This window comes from Faunimonas pinastri, assembly GCF_900110915.1.
In the GTDB taxonomy this organism is placed as follows: domain Bacteria; phylum Pseudomonadota; class Alphaproteobacteria; order Rhizobiales; family Afifellaceae; genus Faunimonas; species Faunimonas pinastri.
The window spans coordinates 72,789-90,052 of sequence record NZ_FOFG01000007.1; the positions used below are offsets into that span (position 1 = coordinate 72,789).

General features: G+C 66.2%; 16 protein-coding genes. 4 read left to right on the forward strand and 12 right to left on the reverse strand.

The window, feature by feature from the left end; all coding sequences use genetic code 11:
- Positions 1-4 precede the first annotated feature (4 nt).
- The 3 genes from BMY25_RS10770 to BMY25_RS10780 all read right to left on the reverse strand — a co-directional run bounded on the left by BMY25_RS10770 (position 5) and on the right by BMY25_RS10780 (position 3,120).
- Complete coding sequence (locus tag BMY25_RS10770; RefSeq protein WP_428976955.1) at positions 5-925, reverse strand: carbohydrate ABC transporter permease; 921 nt, start codon at positions 923-925, stop codon at positions 5-7.
- A complete protein-coding gene (locus tag BMY25_RS10775) occupies positions 922-1,797 on the reverse strand; it encodes a carbohydrate ABC transporter permease (protein ID WP_092496650.1) in 876 nt (291 codons plus the stop codon). The genes BMY25_RS10770 and BMY25_RS10775 overlap by 4 nt, the downstream gene beginning before the upstream one ends.
- 81 nt (positions 1,798-1,878) lie before the next feature.
- The gene (locus BMY25_RS10780; protein WP_092496651.1) at positions 1,879-3,120 is read right to left on the reverse strand and encodes an ABC transporter substrate-binding protein; all 1,242 of its coding nucleotides are present in this window, start codon (positions 3,118-3,120) and stop codon (positions 1,879-1,881) included.
- 194 nt (positions 3,121-3,314) lie between these two features.
- Here BMY25_RS10780 and BMY25_RS10785 point away from each other — a divergent pair, with 194 nt between their 5' ends.
- A complete protein-coding gene (locus BMY25_RS10785; RefSeq protein WP_304529033.1) occupies positions 3,315-4,301 on the forward strand; it encodes a LacI family DNA-binding transcriptional regulator in 987 nt (328 codons plus the stop codon).
- Between the two features lie 167 nt (positions 4,302-4,468).
- Positions 4,469-4,633, forward strand: coding sequence for a hypothetical protein (locus BMY25_RS20800; RefSeq protein ID WP_177176818.1), 165 nt, complete (start codon positions 4,469-4,471; stop codon positions 4,631-4,633).
- A gap of 312 nt (positions 4,634-4,945) precedes the next feature.
- Here BMY25_RS20800 and melA read toward each other — a convergent pair whose 3' ends face one another.
- The 7 genes from melA to BMY25_RS10820 all read right to left on the reverse strand — a co-directional run bounded on the left by melA (position 4,946) and on the right by BMY25_RS10820 (position 12,221).
- The gene (gene melA, locus BMY25_RS10790) at positions 4,946-6,271 is read right to left on the reverse strand and encodes an alpha-glucosidase/alpha-galactosidase (protein ID WP_092496653.1); all 1,326 of its coding nucleotides are present in this window, start codon (positions 6,269-6,271) and stop codon (positions 4,946-4,948) included.
- A 63-nt stretch (positions 6,272-6,334) separates the two neighbouring features.
- A complete protein-coding gene (locus BMY25_RS10795) occupies positions 6,335-7,288 on the reverse strand; it encodes an SIS domain-containing protein (RefSeq protein ID WP_092496654.1) in 954 nt (317 codons plus the stop codon).
- A gap of 20 nt (positions 7,289-7,308) precedes the next feature.
- The gene (locus tag BMY25_RS10800; protein WP_428976960.1) at positions 7,309-8,151 is read right to left on the reverse strand and encodes a carbohydrate ABC transporter permease; all 843 of its coding nucleotides are present in this window, start codon (positions 8,149-8,151) and stop codon (positions 7,309-7,311) included.
- Positions 8,152-8,194: 43 nt separating this feature from the next.
- Positions 8,195-9,118 (reverse strand): carbohydrate ABC transporter permease, encoded by a 924-nt coding sequence (locus BMY25_RS10805; RefSeq protein WP_092496655.1) that lies wholly within the window; start codon positions 9,116-9,118, stop codon positions 8,195-8,197.
- A 35-nt stretch (positions 9,119-9,153) separates the two neighbouring features.
- On the reverse strand, positions 9,154-10,419 hold the full coding sequence (locus tag BMY25_RS10810; RefSeq protein ID WP_092496656.1) for an ABC transporter substrate-binding protein: 1,266 nt from the start codon (positions 10,417-10,419) through the stop codon (positions 9,154-9,156).
- A gap of 27 nt (positions 10,420-10,446) precedes the next feature.
- Positions 10,447-11,445 carry an N-acetylglucosamine kinase gene (locus tag BMY25_RS10815; RefSeq protein WP_177176819.1) on the reverse strand — a complete coding sequence of 333 codons (999 nt, stop codon included), beginning with the start codon at positions 11,443-11,445 and terminating at the stop codon, positions 10,447-10,449.
- On the reverse strand, positions 11,442-12,221 hold the full coding sequence (locus BMY25_RS10820) for a DeoR/GlpR family DNA-binding transcription regulator (protein WP_092496658.1): 780 nt from the start codon (positions 12,219-12,221) through the stop codon (positions 11,442-11,444). Before BMY25_RS10820 ends, BMY25_RS10815 begins: the two co-directional genes overlap by 4 nt.
- Positions 12,222-12,693: 472 nt before the next feature.
- Between BMY25_RS10820 and BMY25_RS10825 the strand changes: the two genes are divergently transcribed.
- On the forward strand, positions 12,694-13,716 hold the full coding sequence (locus BMY25_RS10825; RefSeq protein WP_092496659.1) for an LLM class flavin-dependent oxidoreductase: 1,023 nt from the start codon (positions 12,694-12,696) through the stop codon (positions 13,714-13,716).
- Positions 13,717-14,011: 295 nt separating this feature from the next.
- Entirely contained in the window at positions 14,012-14,797 is a 786-nt protein-coding gene (locus BMY25_RS10830; RefSeq protein ID WP_238858277.1) for a siderophore-interacting protein, read from the forward strand.
- A 91-nt stretch (positions 14,798-14,888) separates the two neighbouring features.
- On the opposite strand, the gene BMY25_RS10835 is transcribed toward BMY25_RS10830, so the two are convergent.
- Together BMY25_RS10835 and BMY25_RS10840 are read right to left on the reverse strand one after the other, a co-directional pair.
- On the reverse strand, positions 14,889-16,307 hold the full coding sequence (locus BMY25_RS10835) for a DUF2778 domain-containing protein (protein WP_092496661.1): 1,419 nt from the start codon (positions 16,305-16,307) through the stop codon (positions 14,889-14,891).
- Between the two features lie 287 nt (positions 16,308-16,594).
- Positions 16,595-17,191, reverse strand: coding sequence for a TetR/AcrR family transcriptional regulator (locus tag BMY25_RS10840; protein ID WP_092496662.1), 597 nt, complete (start codon positions 17,189-17,191; stop codon positions 16,595-16,597).
- Positions 17,192-17,264 lie beyond the last annotated feature (73 nt).

Below are 17,264 nucleotides of genomic sequence, written 5' to 3' on the forward strand. Positions count from 1 at the left end.
GCGGTCAGCCCTTCACTGCGCCTGACGCGATGCCGCGCACGAAGTAGCGGCCGGACAGGAAGTAGACCAGAAGTGGGGGGATGGCGGTGAGCAGTGTCGCCGCCATGTCGACGTTGTATTCCGCCTCGCCCATCGTGGTGGAGACGATGTTGTTGAGCTGAACGGTCATCGGCAGGTTCTCCCGTCCGGCGAAGATCAGGCCGAGCAGGTAGTCGTTCCAGATACCCGTCACCTGCAGGATGAAGGCGACGATCAGCATGTTCTTGGACATCGGCAGCATGATGCGGAAGAAGATACGGAAGAAGCCGGCACCATCGACGCGCGCCGCCTTCACCAGCTCCTCCGGCATGCCGGCATAGAAGTTACGGAAGATCAGCGTCAGCACCGGCAGGCCGAAGATCACGTGGATCAGCACGATGCCGGGCAGCGTCCCGTAGAGGCTGAGGCCGGAGAAGATCTTCACCAGGGGATAGAGCATCACCTGGTAGGGAATGAAGGCACCCAGCATCAGCGCGGTCAGGATCAGGTTCGCGCCCCGGAATGACCATTGCGACAGCGCGTAGCCGTTCATCGCCCCGGCGAAGATGGAGAGGATGACGCTCGGCACGAGGATCCTGACGGAATTCAAAAAGCCGACATGCAGGCCCTGGCAATAAAGCCCGGTGCAGGCGGAGAACCACGCCTTGGCGAAGGGCGCCAGAGTGGGGGCATGGGGCCACGCGAAGATCGTGCCCTGGCGGATCTCGTCCATCGGCTTCACCGCCGTCGCCGCCACGATCAGCAGCGGAATGGCGAAGAACAGGGCGGCGACGGTCAGGAAGAGGTAAAGTCCGATCCTGCCGGCGGGGCTTCCCCGGCCCCGGCCCCGCGCCTTCGCGCCGGCGGAGGTTTGCGGCAGCACACCGCCGATCGCGACCTGCCTCACCGGTTCTTCCTCCCGAGCTCGAAATAGAGATACGGGCCGACGGCGGCGAGGACCACGATCAGCATGATCACCGCGCCGGCGGAAGCGAGGCCGATATTGGCGCGTTCGAAGCTCATGTCGACGACGAACTTCGCGGGCAGGTCGGTCGAAGTGCCCGGGCCGCCCTTGGTCATGGCGATGACGAGGTCGTAGCTCTTCACCACGTCGATGGCGAGAAGCACCACGCATGTCACCATCAGCGGACGGAGCATCGGGATGACGATGCGGAGATAGGCCCGCCACCGGGGAATGCCCTCGACCCGCACGGCGCGCCAGATCTCGCTGTCGATGCCCCGGAGGCCCGCCAGCATGATCGCCATGATCAGGCCGGTGCCGTGCCAGATCGCGGCGAAGACCAGCGTGTAGATCGCGTAGTTGCGGTCGACGATCCAGTTGAAGGTGAAACTCTCCCAGCCGAGGCTGCGGACGAAGTGCTGCAGTCCCATGGTCGGGTTGAGGAACCATTGCCACGCCAGTCCCGTGACGATGAAGGACATCGCCAGCGGGTAAAGGAAGATCGTCCGGAACACGCTTTCCAGCCGGATCTGCTGGTCCATCAGGATCGCCAGCAGCGTGCCCAGCACGATGGCCGCGACGATATAGAGGCCGCCGAAGATGAACATGTTGGCGAACGCCGTATGCCAGCGCGCCGTGTGGAAAAGGCGCACATATTGCGCCACGCCCTGCAGCGAGTAGCTCGGCAGCATGCCGGAGCGCGTGAAGGAGATGTAGATCGTCCAGAGAATGCTGCCGTAGAAGCAGACGATCATCACGACGACCGTCGGCAGCAGCACCGCCTTGGACGAGGCATTGCGGATCGCGAGTGCAGGCATGACGCCTCCCGAGCGGCAGGACGGATGACGGGGAAGGGCGCTCCGGCACGAGCCGGAACGCAGACGTTCGCTGGTCGCTGCCTACTGGTCGCCGGCGATGATGCCGGAGAAGCTCTTCGCGGCCTCCTCCGAGGTCATGGAGGGATCGCTCCAGAACTGCGCGACCAGGTCGCCGAGCTGGCCTTCCGCGTCGGCGCTCATCGCGAGGGCCGCGTTGGGCAATTGGTTGTCCTGGACGGACACGACCTTCTTGCCGAGCTGGCTGCACATGTCGAGCGAGCCGACATCGGCGTCGAGGCGCGGGGGAATGGCGCCCTTTTCCTTGTTGAAGGCGACCTGGACCTCAGGGTCCATCATCACGTTGGCGAGGAGTTGCTGGCCCTTCTGCTTGTCGGGATCGTTCGTCTTGGGGAAGACGAAGACGTCCACCGTCATGATGTAGGCGTCCTGGTTGCCCGGCGAGAGCTGGCAACCGAACTCCTTGCCCGGGGTCAGGCCCGCCGCCTTGAACTCGCCCTTCACCCAGTCGCCCATGATCTGGAACGCCGCCTTGTCGCTGGCGACCAGCATGGCCGTGTCGTTCCACTTGCGCCCGGCCATGCCCTCGTCCGTGAGCGGCTTCAGGCGCCGCAGCATGTCGAAGGACTTCACCATCTCCGGCCCGGCGGCCGCATCGGCATCGTGGTCGATCATCACCTTCTTGTAGAAGGGCTTCCCGCCCACGCCGACCATGACGGAGCGAAACAGCAGCGCCTGCTGCCAGGGTTCGCCGCCGACCGCCAGCGGAATATAGCCCTTGGCCTTGATCTTGTCGGCGGAGGCGATCATCTCGTCGAAGGTCTTCGGGGGCTCCACGCCCGCGTCGGCCAGCACCTTGGTGGAATACCAGAGCCAGTTGTCGGCATGGATATCGACGGGAACGGCGACGAAATGGCCCTCATAGCTGGCGTTCCTGGCGATCAGCGGCGGGATCTTGTCCGCCCAGCCGCCGGCCTTCGCCTCCGCATCGAGATCGGTGAGGATGCCCTGCTCGGCCAGCTTGCGCACCGCGACGCCGATGTTCCACATCAGCGCGGCGGGAGGCTGGCCGCCGGCGATCCGGCTCATGGCCAGCGCCTGCGCGGGCTGGCCGCCGACCACCGCGTTGTCGATCCACTTGCCGCCGCGCTTTTCGAACTCGGTGGCGAAGACCTTGACGGCCTTCGATTCCGAGCCGCTCGTCCACCAGTGAATGACATCGGCAGTCTGGGCCGAGGCATGCGAGGACGGGGCAGATGCCAGCGCAAAAACCGCCGACAGGTAAAGCGCCCTGGAAAACTTCATATCTTCCTCCCACTTCTCGTATATTCGGCGTCCGTTGATCGAGCGTCCGATATTGCACTGCAGAGAAGCACCCTGTTACTTTGCATTGCAGCAAGTAAGGGTCTATCCGAAAACGCTACAATCGATTACATCTTGCGTCAACGCATGAATGAGCTGCTGCCTTGACGGACCGGTTCGTGGGCTCACGGCCCAAGATGACAGATGTGGCAAGGCTCGCGGGGGTCTCGGTGGCGACCGTCAGCCGCTCGCTCGCCGGCTCGCCGCTGGTGACGGGGGAAACGCGCGAGCGCATCGAGGCGGCGGTGCGCGAGACCGGCTATGTCGTGAACCACATGGCGCAGCGGCTGCGGCTGCAGGAATCCCGGCAGATCCTGGCGCTCGTCCCCGACATCGCCAATCCCTTCTTCGCCGAGGTTCTGGTCGGCGTGGAGGGGGCGGCGCACGAGGCGGGATTCAACGTCCTGATCGGCAACACCGCCGACGACCCGCGCCGCGCCGATCTTCATGCCCGCCAGCTCCTCACCGGCGGTGTCGACGGGATGCTGCTGATGAACGGCCGCCTGCCCGACGTGCTCTTGGGCAAGGCGCATGACGGGCGGCTTGTCGCGGTGGTGGAGCCGGTTCCGGGCAAGAAGCTGCCGACGGTGGAGATCGACCAGCGCGCCGCCGCGGGTGCCGCGACAGAGTATCTGGCCGGGCTCGGACACCGCCGGATCGCACATATCACGGGCGTCGTCGCATCGACCGTCTCAGACCTGCGGCTCCGGGGCTACCGCGATGCGCTGGCGCGCCTCGGGCTTGCCGTGGACGAGCACATGATCGCGGCCGGAGACTACACGATAGCCGGCGGCGAACACGCGATGGCGAGGCTGCTTGCGAGCGGAGAGCGTCCGACTGCGGTGTTCTGCTCCAGCGACGAAACCGCGATCGGCGCGATCAAGGCGATCAGGGCGGGGGGGCTGAGCACGCCGGGGGACATCTCGGTCATGGGCTTCGACGATATCCAGATCGCCGCGGCCTACGATCCACCGCTGACGACGATCCGCCAGCCCAAGCGACTGATGGGGGCCGAGGGCTTCCGTTTGCTGGCCGACAGGATCGCGGGAACGGCGTCATCCGTCCGCAGCGAGCCCCTGCCTTTCGAACTCGTCATCCGCGCCAGCTGCGCCCCGCCGAAATAGGCGACTTCCCGACGAAGATCTTCTGTTCGCTCAGCTCAGGATCTGGCCTAGAGCGGGCAGATAGCTCATGGCTTGGACGCATGAGACACGATCGACTCTGCGCAAGCGGCCACAACCTCGCCGACGCCTTGGCCAGCGGAATGGGATTCGTGGTCGGATTCCACCCAATGGACGTCTTTGCGGAAGCGGCGTCATCGGCGGATCACGTGATGGAAGTCGACCTCCTGAACGGCGCGGTCGTGCGGGGAACGGTCAGCGAAAATCTCGCCTCAGCGGTTGCCGCCTTCGCGGAAGCACCCCCGCGCTCTGGCGTGAGAATGGCGCGAACGTAAAGGATTTCACGACCCTACGAATTGCATTCGATGCGAGCCTGCCAGAGCGAAGGTGTCGCTCGCCGTCCGGGATCGAAACGGACATCAGTCGGTCACCGAATAGATGGGCGTGCCGCTCAAGCGGCGGCAGGTCATCGACGGACGAAGCCGAATTCGCCGCGCGACGAGGCAGGCCTGTAGGACCGGCGGCTGACCGTCTTGAAGGGTTGAAGTCCAGCCGCAGCGCCGCTGGCCGGACGGTACCGCCGCTGAGACGATGATGCCGCGTTCGATGTGGCCGGGCGGAGAGCTTTCCCCGCCCGGCCTCGACGTTTATTCCGCGGCTTCGCGCAGCGGCTCGTGCAGGGCGCCGGGCAGCCAGCTGCCATGCTCTTCGATGAGGTCGTCCACCAGCGACCAGATCTGGTCGACGCTGAGTTCGGCCGCCGTATGCGGGTCGAGCATCGCGGCATGATAGACATGCTCGCGCTTGCCGGTGAGAGCCGCTTCCACGGTCAGGCGCTGCACGTTGATGCTGGTCTGCATCAGCGCGGCGAGGTGGATCGGGATCTCGCCGATCTGCACCGGCTGGACGCCGTTCTTGTCGACGAGGCAAGGCACTTCCACGCAGCAATCGGCGGGCAGGTTGCTGATGGAGCCCTTGTTGATGACGTTGGCATAGACCACGCGGCTGACGCCCGTCTCCGAGCTGTGGATGATCTCGGAGGCGTATTCGCTGCTGCGCTTGGCCTCGATCACCGTGTTCGGGTCTTCCATCTCCGCCTGGGTCTTCTCCCAGTCCGCGATATGGACTTCGCAGCGCCGGATGTATTCATCGAGCGGAATGTTGAATTCCTCGATCAGGTCCGGACGCTCGCGGTGGATGTACCACGGCACGTACTCGCTGAAATGCTCGCTGGATTCCGTCACGAAATAGCCGAAGCGCTTCAGCAGGTCGTAGCGGACGCGGTTGTCGGCGGGCACGCGGCCTTCGGCGAGAACCTTGCGGATCTCGGGATAGAGGTCGCGGCCGTCCTTCTCGAACTTCAGGTAGAAGGCGATGTGGTTGATGCCGGCGGCGACATAGTTGATATCGCCGGCCGGGACGCCGATGTCCTTCGCCAGCTGGGCGGCCGTGCCGCGAACGCTGTGGCAAAGGCCGACCGTGCGCACGCTGCTGCCACGGTTCAGCGCCCAGACGTTCATCGCCATCGGGTTCACGTAATTGAGGTGCAGCACGTCGGGGCAGAGCCGCTCCATGTCGTGCACCATCTCCAGCTGCACCGGGATCGTGCGAAGCGCGCGCATGATGCCGCCGATGCCCAGCGTGTCGGCGATCGTCTGGCGCAGGCCGTATTTCTTCGGGATCTCGAAATCGGTGACCGTGCAGGGCTTGTAGCCGCCGACCTGGATCATGTTGATCGCATAATCCGCGCCGTCCAGCGCGCGATCGCGGTCGGTGGTCGCGATGATCTTCGGCGAGATCTTGAGAAAGGCCGCGATCTTGCGCGCCACGATCTCGGAGGTGGAAAGACGCTCCGCGTCGATGTCGTAGAGCCAGATTTCGCTATGGGCGAGTTCGGGATAGCTCAGGATGTCGCCGAGCAGGTTCTGCGCGAAAACCGTGCTGCCGGCGCCGATGAATGTGATCTTGGCCATGAATGCCTCCAATCGATGTTGCGGGGTGGGCTGCCGGCCGAGGGGTCGGCGCCGCTGGGTGGATCAGGCGACCAGCACGACCTTGGTGAGGTGGCGCGGGGCGGTGGAATCGATCTTGCGGCTGACGGCCAGCCGTTCGCCGAGGATCTGGAGGGCAGGCAGGCAGATGAGGCCGCGCAGGATCTCTTCCGCATCGAGCGAGATGGACAGGTCGCCGGGGCCGCCAAGGCCGATCACGGCGGCGCCCTTGGCCCGAAGTTCGGCCACGAGCTTGGTTTCCTCGGGCAGCATTTCCGGGCTGTAGAGCATGACGACCAGCGTCCGCGCCTCCACGAGGCTGATCGGGCCGTGCCGATATTCCATCGGATGGTAGGCCTGGGTGTAGCTGAGGCTCATCTCCTGCAGCTTCAGCGAGCCTTCCTGGGCGACACCGTAGAGCGGGCCGCTGCCGAGATAGACGAAGTGCGAGCGGCCAGAGAGCAGCGGCACGATTGCGGCATCGAGCTCCCGCATCACCCGGTCGGCCTCGCGCGTGACGTCCGGGCCGACGGGGACGCCGATGAAGCGCAGCGCCATCAGCACCATCAGCGAGGCCGAGGACGTCATCACGATGCCCTCCTGCGGATGCGTCTCGGCAAAGATGACGTGATCGGAATGGCGGGTCAGGCTGCTGTCGCGGTCGCAGGTGATGCCGATCACCTCGATGCCGACGCTGCGGCTGCGTTCGGCCGCCTGCACCGTCTCGGTGCTCTCGCCGCTGCGCGACAAAGCGACGACGGTGACGGCCTTCTCATCGCGGACATAGGCCTGCGCGCGGTGCGTCCACTCGCTGCCGGGTACGGCCAGGGCCTGGATGCCGCGCAGGTTCATCGTGGCGGCGATGCACTGGGCCAGATAATAGGACGTGCCGCAGCCGACCACGACGTAGGACTTCGAGGCATCGGCCCGGATCGCGGGCTCGGGCGCTCCGTCCCAGAACGGGAACTGCTCCACGATGCTGCGCTCTGTGGCGTTCATTTGAAATACCTTCTCCTGGGTTACTTGCCGGCGCCGGCAGTCAGTCCCTGCACGAGGAACCGGTTGAGGAAGACGACCACGACGAAAGGCGGCAGGATCGCGAGGATGCCGGCAGCGTTGATCAGGCCGAAATTGAGGTCGTGCCGCGATGCGAGTTCCGGGATCATCACGGTCAGCGGCTTGGTGGCGTAGGTCGGCGAGAAGACCAGCGGGACGCTGAACTGCTGCCAGACGCTGAGGAAGGTGACGATGGCCGTCGCGATCAGGCCGGGCATGGCGAGCGGCAGCACGATGCGGAACAGCGTGTAGAGCCGGCTCGCCCCGTCGATCTGCGCCGCCTCTTCCAGCGACTTCGGCAGGCTCAGGAAGAAGCTTCGCATCAGCCAGAGCGCCAGCGGCAGGAAGGCGGACATGTAGATCAGCGTCAGGCCGAGATAGGTGTCGACGAGCCCGAGCTTGATCATCAGCCGGTAGAGCGGAATGATCACGGTGTAGCCGGGGACCGCGAGGGTCGCCACGACAAGGCCGAAGACGATGTTGCGGCCGGGAAAGCGGAGCCGGGCGAAGGCATAGCCGCCCAGCGCCGCGACGACGATGGTGCCGAGCGTGCCGGCCACCGCCGTGACGAGGCTGTTGATCGTGGCGGCCCGGAAGTGCGGCCAGATCGACGCCCCCGTCGCGTTGTCGGCCGCCCCCTGCAGGCCGAGCAGCCCCGAATAGGTCTTCAGCGTCGGCGCCGGCGGAAAGGCGTGCGGCGGCACGGCCGTCAGGTCCACCGGCTGCATCAGGCTGGAATTCAGCGCCCAGTAGATCGGCCCGAGCGACCAGAGGAGCACCAGCGCGATCAGCACGCCCTTGCCGATCTTGGCCGGAGTGAGCGCCTCCGACAGGCGCAGGGAAAGGGCCTCACTCACTGTGCGTCTCCCCGCGGCCGCGCAGGACGAACACCGAGGAGACCGCCAGCGATGCGAGCATCACCAGGATCGACAGCGCCATCCCGTAGGACATGTGAAGGTTCTGGAAGGCGGTCATGTAGACCTCGATCAGCAGGCTGCGTGTATCGAGGCTGGCACCGCCGAGGATCCAGGCCTCGTCGAAGAGGTTGAAGGCCGTCACCGTCGACTGCGTCATGGCGATGGCCAGCGGCCCGGCGGTGAGCGGCAGGGTGACGGAAATGAAGGTCCGCCATGACGAGGCCCCGTCGATCTTGGCCGCCTCATAAAGCTGGGCGGGGATGCCCTGCAGCGCCGCCAGCATGATGACGGCGGTCAGCGGCAGCATCTTCCAGACATGCACCAGCGCGATCAGCACGAGCGCGGCCGTCCGGTTGTTGGACCAGACGAAATCCCCCGAGATCAGGTGCAGTCCGCGCAGGATCGCGTTGATCACGCCGTAGGTCGGATTGAACATCCAGCTCCACATCAGCGAGTTCACGACCGACGGGATCGCCCACGGGAGAATAATAGCGGCCAGGAGCCATTTCCGGGCCCGGCCCATGCTTTGCAGCAGGAGGGCGAAAGCGACGCCCCCCAGCGTTTCCAGCACCACGGCGAGGAGCACCAGCCACAGCGTGTTGGCGGTCGCCGCGCGAACCTCGGGATCGTTGAAGAGGCGCGTGTAGTTCGTCATCCCGATAAAGGGAGTGCCCGGCCGCATCGGATCGATGCGGAACAGGCTCTGCCCGGCCGTCATGACGAGCGGGAAGAAGACGAGCGCACCCATGACGACGATGACGGGCAGCACGAGGGAACCGCCGAGCAGCGCTTCCCGGGCGTCGCTTCCGGTCAACCGCAGCCGTCGTGTCACCCGAACGCGATAAGAGTCGGTCATCGACAGGGTCATGGGTACGCTCTCCCTTGCCCCGCCTACTGCTGCTGCGCCGACTGGGCGCGATCGGCGATCTGCTTCACCGCCGCGTCGACGGTGATCTGACCCTTGGCGACCTGGTTGATCGTCGCGGAGACAGCGCCGCTGAACTCGGAATACCAGGCAGGCGTGCCCTGCGAGAAGATCGCCTGGGTATAGGCGCTGTACTTGGCGATCTCCGCGCCGCCCTGCAGCTTGCCGTCCTTGGCGAGCCCTTCCAGCGCGGACGTTCGCGTCGGCAGCACGGACACGGCCGTATAGATCTCCGGCTGGTGCTCGCTCCACCACTTGATGAACTTCACCGCGGCGTCCTTGTGCTTGGAATTCACGGGAATGCCCATCGCTTCCGGCAGCGCGATCGTCATCGGCTTGGCCGGATCGGCCGCTGCCAGGCTGTAGGTCACCTGACCCACCACCTTGGATTTCTGCGGATCGTTGTAGGTCGCGAGGTCGTAGGGATGCCCGGCCAGGTCGATCGCCGCATTGCCGCCCGCGAAGGAGGCGGTGACCTGCATGTCGGTGAGGCCGGTCATCGCCGGGTTGATCAGGCCGTCATGCAGCCCCTGGGCGATCCATTCCAGCGCCTTGTAGCCGGCCGAATCCTTGGCGGTGAAAAGCGGCTTCCAGTCCTTGTCGAAGAGTTCGCCGCCGTACATGCGGGTGAGGAAATACCACGCGGTCGAGGTGCCCTCCGCCGCCGCCAGCGGGATCGACACGGGGTAGTCAACCACCTTCTTGTCCTTCAGGATCTTGGCGTCCTTCAGGATGTCGTCGGGCGTCTTCGGCGCCTCGGTGATGCCGGCCTTCTTCAGCAAGGCCATGTTGACGGAGTTGACCCGGAAGTCGTTGGCATAGGGCACGCCGTAGAGCTTGCCCTCATAGGTGAAGACGGAAGCCGTCGGCATGTCCTTGATCAGGGCCGCGTCGAACTTGTCGTCCAGCGGCGTGAACCACTTGGCCGCGCCGAACTGGCCGATCCAGGACCAGTCGAACTCGATCGCATCGGCCGGGGCGGTGCCCGCGACCATCGAGGTCACGATCTTCGGCCGGATGTCGTCCCAGGACATGGTCTGGAGATTGACTTCGATGCCGGATTCCTTGGTGAAGCCTTCCAGCAATTGCCGCGTCGTGGCATCGGCCCCGAAGGACGGCAGCAGCACGGTGATCTCTTCCGCCTGCGCGGCTGCCGCGCAGAACAGCGTCGTCGTCAGCGCCGTGGTGGCCAATGCCGCCGCGAGCTTCCTTGAAATTCCTCTTCCCAACATGTCCGCTCTCCCCTTTTTGTGAACGGCCTAAACTTCTGGAAACCCGGCCAGCGATTTCCCCAATCGCGAAAGCCAGGTCTCATTCACGGTCCAGCCGGCGTCGCGGGCGGCGCGCCAGAGCGCCCCCCCGATCGGCGGCAGGGCCGGATCTGTCGGTCGGGTCCCGATCTTCGCGGTGACGCGATCCAGCAGGATACGGCTGCGGAAGGCGCCCCCGGCGAAGCTCCAGCGGATCTCGCTTTCGTCCGCTCCGGGCTCGACGATCGCCTTCCATGCGGCAAGGACATGCGCGGCAAGATGCTCGGCGGCGTCGTCGAGGATCCGTAGCGCCTGCGCGTCGCCGGTTTCCGCCGCCCCGTCGACGAACTGCGCCAGACGCGCGAGGTCGGAGCGCGGATGCGTGCGCGAGCCGTACCAGTCGATCAGCGCTTCCTGCCGGTCGTCGCGGGAAAGGCCGAGATGCGTGAACAGCGCCTCCGCCAGCCCGCTCGGCGGCAGTCGGCCGTCGATCATGCGACTGACGCGGGCAATCGTTTCCCGGCCGATCCAGTAGGCGCTGCCTTCGTCGCCGAAAGCATCGCCCCAGCCGCCGACCCGGACGTTCTCGCCCGCCGCCGATGCGGCCCAGGCCATGGAACCCGTGCCGGCCAGAAGCAGCACGCCGGGCTGGCCGACGAAGGCGCCCTCATACGCCGCATGGACGTCGTTCAGCACCCGCAGCGGAAACGCTCCGAACTCCTGGGCGGCGGCCTCCTGCGCGGCGGACACGGCGGAAACCTCGCCATATCCGGGGAGCCCGAACACGGCGGCTTCGGTGGACGGCAGGAAATCGACCGCGCGCGCCTTCAGGCGCTGCAACACGCCGCGCCAGTCGGGCGCGTCGAAAGGATTGCTGCCCGCCTCGCGGAAGCAGGCGGCAGCCGTGCCATCCGGCCGGGCGACGGCCAGCAGCGTCTTGGAGCCGCCGCCATCCAGGCCGATCACCACCGGTCCGGCGCTCGCATCGGGTGCAGCCGCAGCGATCACGCCTCCACCTCTCCCGCTGCCAGCACGAGATCGGCGCCGAGATCGGCGACACGGCTGCGCCAGTCGGTCGACAGCCCCTCGTCGGTGATGATCTTCATGCCCGGCGCGAATGTCGCGACCCGATACGGGGCATGCAGGTCGAACTTGGAGGAATCCGCCAGGAGGACAGGCTGCCTCGTGCGGTCGAGCATGCGGCGGTTCAGGCTCGCCTCGATCACGTCGAGCGTATGGAAGCTGCCATCCTCGTGGACCGCGCTGAAGCCCATGAAGAGTTGGTCGAACCAGAGGTCGTCGAGCGTGCGCTCCGCCTGCGGCCCGACAAAGGAAAGGTTCTCGTTGCGAAGCTGGCCGCCGATGACGCTGACGCGGAGGTCGGGAACGTTGGCGAGTTCATAGGCCACGGCCAGACCGTTGGTGAAGACCGAAAGCGGCATGGGCTGCAGCCGAAGGAGCCGCGCCACCTGCAGCACCGTCGTGCCCGCATCGAGGAAGATCGTGCTTTGCGGCCGGATCATCTCCGTCGCGCTGCGGGCAATCGCCCGCTTGGCCGCGATGTTGCGCTTTTCGCGAACCCGGAAGCCGAGCTCCACACCGGCGGTTTCTGCCAGCCTGACACCGCCATGCGTCCGCTCGACGGCCCCTTCGTCTTCCAGGCGCTGCAGGTCGCGCCTGACGGTCGCCAGCGAGGCGCCCGTGGCACCGCAAAGCTCCTGCACGCTGGCCGAGCCGCGCGCATAGAGATGGTGCCGAATGATCTCAAGCCGGTCGTCCGTCATCGATCCTCCTGACCTCCAGATGATCAGGAGAAAAGATCAGAGTCAATCAGGATGCTGATCGTATGTGAGCATATTTAGGGCTGATCGTGATCGTTCCTTCGCCATAGCGCCCAGATCCGTGGCTTCGGGAGCCAGCGAACCGAGAACCGGGAGGCCGGTTGATCCGTTCGAAGTCCTGTCGTCCTTGATCATCCGCGATCGAACTCGGCGGCACCGCACGCCTGAAGGATTTCGCGGATGGGGGTGCCGCTCCGGGCCATAGTTTCGGCGCGCGACCCCTCTGCCCGGCAGGCGGCCTCGTCCCGGTGAGCGGCGCCGCGATCCTCATGGCCAATACGCTGCTGGCCGCCTCAGCGCCGATTGTGCGAAACTGCAAGAAAACGCGGCTCGAATAAGCGGGGAAGCGATCCGCGCACGGCATATCTGCCGCCCGCTTGTGGTTTTCGTCCCTGATCCTGCATAGATATCGGCCATGAAAAAAATCGGCTTTCTCTCGTTCGGGCACTGGACGCCCTCGCCGCAATCGCAGACGCGCTCGGCCTCCGATGCGCTGCTGCAATCCATCGAACTGGCCGTGGCGGCCGAGGAACTCGGCGCCGATGGCGCCTATTTCCGCGTGCATCATTTCGCCCGGCAGCTCGCCTCGCCGTTTCCGCTGCTGGCGGCGGTCGGCGCCCGCACGAGCCGCATCGAGATCGGCACGGCCGTCATCGACATGCGCTACGAGAACCCGCTCTACATGGCCGAGGACGCGGGCTCCGCCGACCTCATCGCCGGGGGCCGCCTGCAGCTCGGCATCAGCCGCGGTTCGCCGGAGCAGGTGATCGACGGCTGGCGCTATTTCGGCCACCGACCGGCCGAGGGGCAGAGCGACGCCGATATGGGGCGGCAGCGCACGGAAATGCTGCTCGACGTCCTGCGCGGCGAGGGCTTCGCCCAGCCCAATCCGCGGCCGATGTTCCCGAACCCGCCCGGCCCGCTCCGCCTAGAGCCGCATTCGGAAGGTTTGCGCGATCGCATCTGGTGGGGCGCCGGCTCCAACGCCACGGCGGCCTGGGCGGCAAAGCTCGGGATGAACCTGCAGAGCTCCACGCTCAAGGACGATGAAACCGGCGAACCCTTCCACGTTCAGCAGGCAGCCCAGATCCGGGCCTACCGCGAGGCCTGGAAGGAAGCGGGACATGCGCGCGAGCCGCGGGTGTCCGTCAGCCGCAGCATCTTCGCGCTCGTGGACGACCGGGACCGCGCCTATTTCGGCGGCTCTCGCGAGGAGCAGGATCAGGTCGGCTTCATCGACGAGAAGACCCGGGCGATCTTCGGGCGCAGCTATGCCGCCGCGCCGGACGCGCTGGTGGAACAGTTGCGGCAGGACGAGGCGATCGCCGAGGCCGACACGCTGCTCCTCACCGTGCCGAACCAGCTCGGCGTCGACTACAACGCCCACGTGATCGAGGCGATCCTGACCCACGTTGCGCCGGCGCTCGGCTGGCGCTGACCGCGCGACGCCGATCGGGGAGATCGGGCCGAGCCGCGCCCTCCGCAGAGCCCGCTTCGATCTTCCTCAGCCCCTTGGCGACTGCCAGGGGGCGGGTCGCCCGACGCGGCAGCCGCGACCTTCAAGAAGCCGAATTCGGCGGCGCTCCCGTCCCATCGCGCAAAGGCGAGGCTTCCATATTTCTTCGGGTGGGCATAATCCTGATATAAATTGTCAGGATTTCGATTTCCGCCTCGGTGTTCGCTGGCCAAGCGCGCCGATCCGTCCGCCGGTCATGTCTTCGCAGGAGAGATAAATGTCAGAGATGCTTGAAAACGGGGCGGCTGCGGCGTCCGGGGCCGGTCGCCATGAGATCGTCCGCATGCGTCACGAGATCCGCCGCCGCACCCTGACGGTCGCGGCGGTGACGCACGTCACGCCGAAGATGCTGCGGGTGGAACTCACCTCGCCGGAGCTTGCCGATTTCGACAGCCGTTCGCCGGACGATCACATCAAGCTGTTCTTCCCCGTCGAAGGCGGCGAACCCTGCATGCGCGATTACACGCCCCGCGCCTTCAACCGCGAGAAGCATTCGCTCACCATCGACTTCGCCCTGCATGAAGCCGGCCCGGCGACCGCCTGGGCGATGAACGCCAGGGTGGGCGACGAGCTCCATATCGGCGGCCCGCGCGGCTCCATGGTCGTGCCGGACGATTTCGACTGGTACCTGCTGATGGCGGACGAGACCGGGCTGCCGGCGATCGGCCGGCGGCTGGAGGAACTCCGCCCCGGCGTTCCCGTCTTCACGGTGGTCGTCGTGGACAATCCGGGCGAGGCGCAGGAGATCGAGACCGCCGCGGACTGGACGCCGCGCTGGCTATGCCGCGAGGAGGGCCGCGACGAGGCGGCGACCATGCGGCGCGTGGTGCAGGATCTCGCACTGCCCGATGGCGACGGTTACGTCTGGATCGCGGCGGAAGCGGGGATTGCCAAGTCGTTGCGGAGCTACGTTCTCGATGAGCTCAGGCATCCGCCCCGCTGGATGCGCGCTTCCGGCTACTGGTCCAATGGCGAGCCCGGCGCACACGAAAATCTCGAATAGAAAAAGGGGAAGAGCAGCGCCTGCTCTTCCCCTTCGATCTTTCGCCCGGATCGTTTGCCCGCGCGGTTTGACAGCCGGTTCGGACGACGCCCTAGAGCATCGCCATATAGGTCGGCAGCTCGTTCATGTTCGGGACGACCACCAGGCGGTTGATCAGGCCTGCCCGGAAAGCCGCCAGGAAGCGGTTGTAGTCCTTGAAGACCACGCAGCCGTTGGACTGCGACCGGTCGCCGCCGCCGATATACATGTAGGGATGGGCGAGCAGGCCGTCGCGGTTGTACTTCTTGCGGCCGTCGGCGGGCAGCAGCCGGATGGCGGCCGCGCCATGGAACAGGCGCTCGCGGGCCACGAGGTTGTAGACGTTGGGCGGCGTCGGGCCACGGTTCTTCTCGTGGACGAAGCGCGCGTCGTCCTGCATGCGGGAAAGGCCGGAATGGGCCTCCAGCCGCTGGCCGTTCGGCAGGCGAACGCTGGCCGAAGCGATATCGTAGACGGCCACGCCGCTCGAGGGTCCCGGCAGGTTCGCCATGCCGCCGCCGCGACCGAAAAGCCGCCCGAAGATGTTTTCCGACTTGCCGCCATCGACGTCTTCGTCCGGTGACGCATAGGCGAGCGTCGTCGAATTCTGCTGCCGCGGCACCGCCATGCGGGTCCCCGGTTCCGGTCGCGTGGCCGGGGTTTCCTGCGTGTAGGACGCCTTGATGATCGGCGCCGCTCGTGCGGGCTCGGCCTCGGCGCGCGCCACCAGCGTCGGCCGCTGGACGGGTGCCGGAACGGGAGATTGAACGGGAGACTGGGCCACGATGCTCGGGCGCGGCGAGGGGAGAACCATCGGGATCTCGGCCTCGACGGAGGCCGGGGCTTCGGTATCCGCGCCGAGTTCGGCCGTAACGATCGGTCGGGCCGTCGGGATCCGCAAGGCCGACGCGGAAGCGACCTCGAGGGAGCGGGCGCTGACGTCGGGGGCCGGCTGGGGCAGGGACGCCAGCGTCACCGGAGCGGCCGCGGGAGAGGCCGCAAGCTGGGTCGGAAGCTGGCCCGGAAGCTGGCCCGGAAGCTGGAAAGCCTCTTTCCACTCCGGCGTGGTGCTGCGGAAGCGGCTGGCCAGTTCCGTCGCGGCGATGCGGACCGGGGCGGCGAGATACCCGCCATACCGATCTGAATTCCTGGCGAGTTGCATCGGGGTCGGCTGCCACGCGAAGCGGCCGTTCCGGAGCAGCGTTCCGCGATCGGCCGAACGCTCCTGATGGACGACCAGCCGGTCGCCGCGCGGAGCCAGAGGGTAGCGGTGGGAGTTTGCATCGCCCTCCGTGCCGGGGGCCTGGACAGACGGAAGCCCAGCGCCCGCAGATGCGGCGGCGTGCAGGGAAAAGAGGTGCGTGCGCGTTGCCGGCAGCGCGACGACGGCGAGAGCGGCGGCAATGCTGGTTCCGACGAGGGCCGTGGACATCTTGCGGAACCCGCGCGAGGAACGTCCACCCGACGAGGAATCATCAAAGTTTCTGATCATCACGCGCCTTGCCTCGCTGGGTGGGGCCGTTCCGGGTTGCCGAGCACCCGACCGGTTGCTCGTTATCGCGAACTATGGCTACCGAATCCTTAACACAGACGCGTCTTCCCGTTTAGGGAGAGGGTTCATTTGTGATCGCGGAGCCTACTAGCGCGGGATTGTGCACCAAAAGAGGACAAAGATACCGTCCCGGTGCGACAAGAAGGCTCAACATCCGTCGCTGAGCAGAAGCCCGCAGGCGGGAAATCGCCCTCCCGGGGAACACGACGAAGCGGCCTCCTGCCTGCTCAGCAAACCGTTTCGCGCTGGGGGAGGCAAAGCCCGTCGGCGAAGACATCCATCAGGCGCACGGCGCTTTCCTGCCAGCCCGGTTGGTCATGCATGTAGCAGACGCCGATCAGCGCGCGCAGCAGGTCGGCCGCATCGACGTCGTCGCGGATACGACCCGCCGTGACCGCCCGGTCCAGAAGCTGCCCGACGGCCCTGGTCAGGTTCTCGAAGGTAAAGGCGGAAAGCTCCGAGCAGCCATAGGCAACCAGCGCGAGCGAGGCCACCATGCCTTTCTTGGTCGCCACGAACTCCACGCTGGAATGCATCCAGCGGCGCAGCGCCTCGATGGGGTCGGCTTCCCCCTTCAGCTCCTCCGCCAGATCCACCAGATGCTGCACCTCGCGCCGGTACACGGCCTCGAACAGCGCCTGGCGTGTCGGGAAGTGCCGGTAGAGCGTGCCGATCCCGACGCCGGCGCGTCGCGCCACCGCCTCGAGGCTGGCCTCGGGTCCGCCGGCGCTGAACACGCTTTTGGCCGCTCCCAGCAGGCGCTCGCGATTGCGGGCCGCATCGGCGCGCAGTGCTTTCACCGGTCTGCCTGAACGCTCTTCCATGGTCGTCCGGTCTCTGCCCCTTGAAAACGGAGGCTCCCTCCGTATATTTCACCGCAGAGCGAAGCGACAAGCA

Coding starts and splice junctions, on each gene's coding strand:
- BMY25_RS10775 (WP_092496650.1), bottom strand. CDS start 1,797: ATGCCTGCACTCGCGATCCGCAATGCCTCGTCCAAGGCGGTGCTGCTG.
- BMY25_RS10780 (WP_092496651.1), bottom strand. CDS start 3,120: ATGAAGTTTTCCAGGGCGCTTTACCTGTCGGCGGTTTTTGCGCTGGCA.
- BMY25_RS10785 (WP_304529033.1), top strand. CDS start 3,315: ATGACAGATGTGGCAAGGCTCGCGGGGGTCTCGGTGGCGACCGTCAGC.
- BMY25_RS20800 (WP_177176818.1), top strand. CDS start 4,469: ATGGACGTCTTTGCGGAAGCGGCGTCATCGGCGGATCACGTGATGGAA.
- melA (WP_092496653.1), bottom strand. CDS start 6,271: ATGGCCAAGATCACATTCATCGGCGCCGGCAGCACGGTTTTCGCGCAG.
- BMY25_RS10795 (WP_092496654.1), bottom strand. CDS start 7,288: ATGAACGCCACAGAGCGCAGCATCGTGGAGCAGTTCCCGTTCTGGGAC.
- BMY25_RS10805 (WP_092496655.1), bottom strand. CDS start 9,118: ATGACCGACTCTTATCGCGTTCGGGTGACACGACGGCTGCGGTTGACC.
- BMY25_RS10810 (WP_092496656.1), bottom strand. CDS start 10,419: ATGTTGGGAAGAGGAATTTCAAGGAAGCTCGCGGCGGCATTGGCCACC.
- BMY25_RS10820 (WP_092496658.1), bottom strand. CDS start 12,221: ATGACGGACGACCGGCTTGAGATCATTCGGCACCATCTCTATGCGCGC.
- BMY25_RS10825 (WP_092496659.1), top strand. CDS start 12,694: ATGAAAAAAATCGGCTTTCTCTCGTTCGGGCACTGGACGCCCTCGCCG.
- BMY25_RS10830 (WP_238858277.1), top strand. CDS start 14,012: ATGTCAGAGATGCTTGAAAACGGGGCGGCTGCGGCGTCCGGGGCCGGT.
- BMY25_RS10835 (WP_092496661.1), bottom strand. CDS start 16,307: ATGATCAGAAACTTTGATGATTCCTCGTCGGGTGGACGTTCCTCGCGC.
- BMY25_RS10840 (WP_092496662.1), bottom strand. CDS start 17,191: ATGGAAGAGCGTTCAGGCAGACCGGTGAAAGCACTGCGCGCCGATGCG.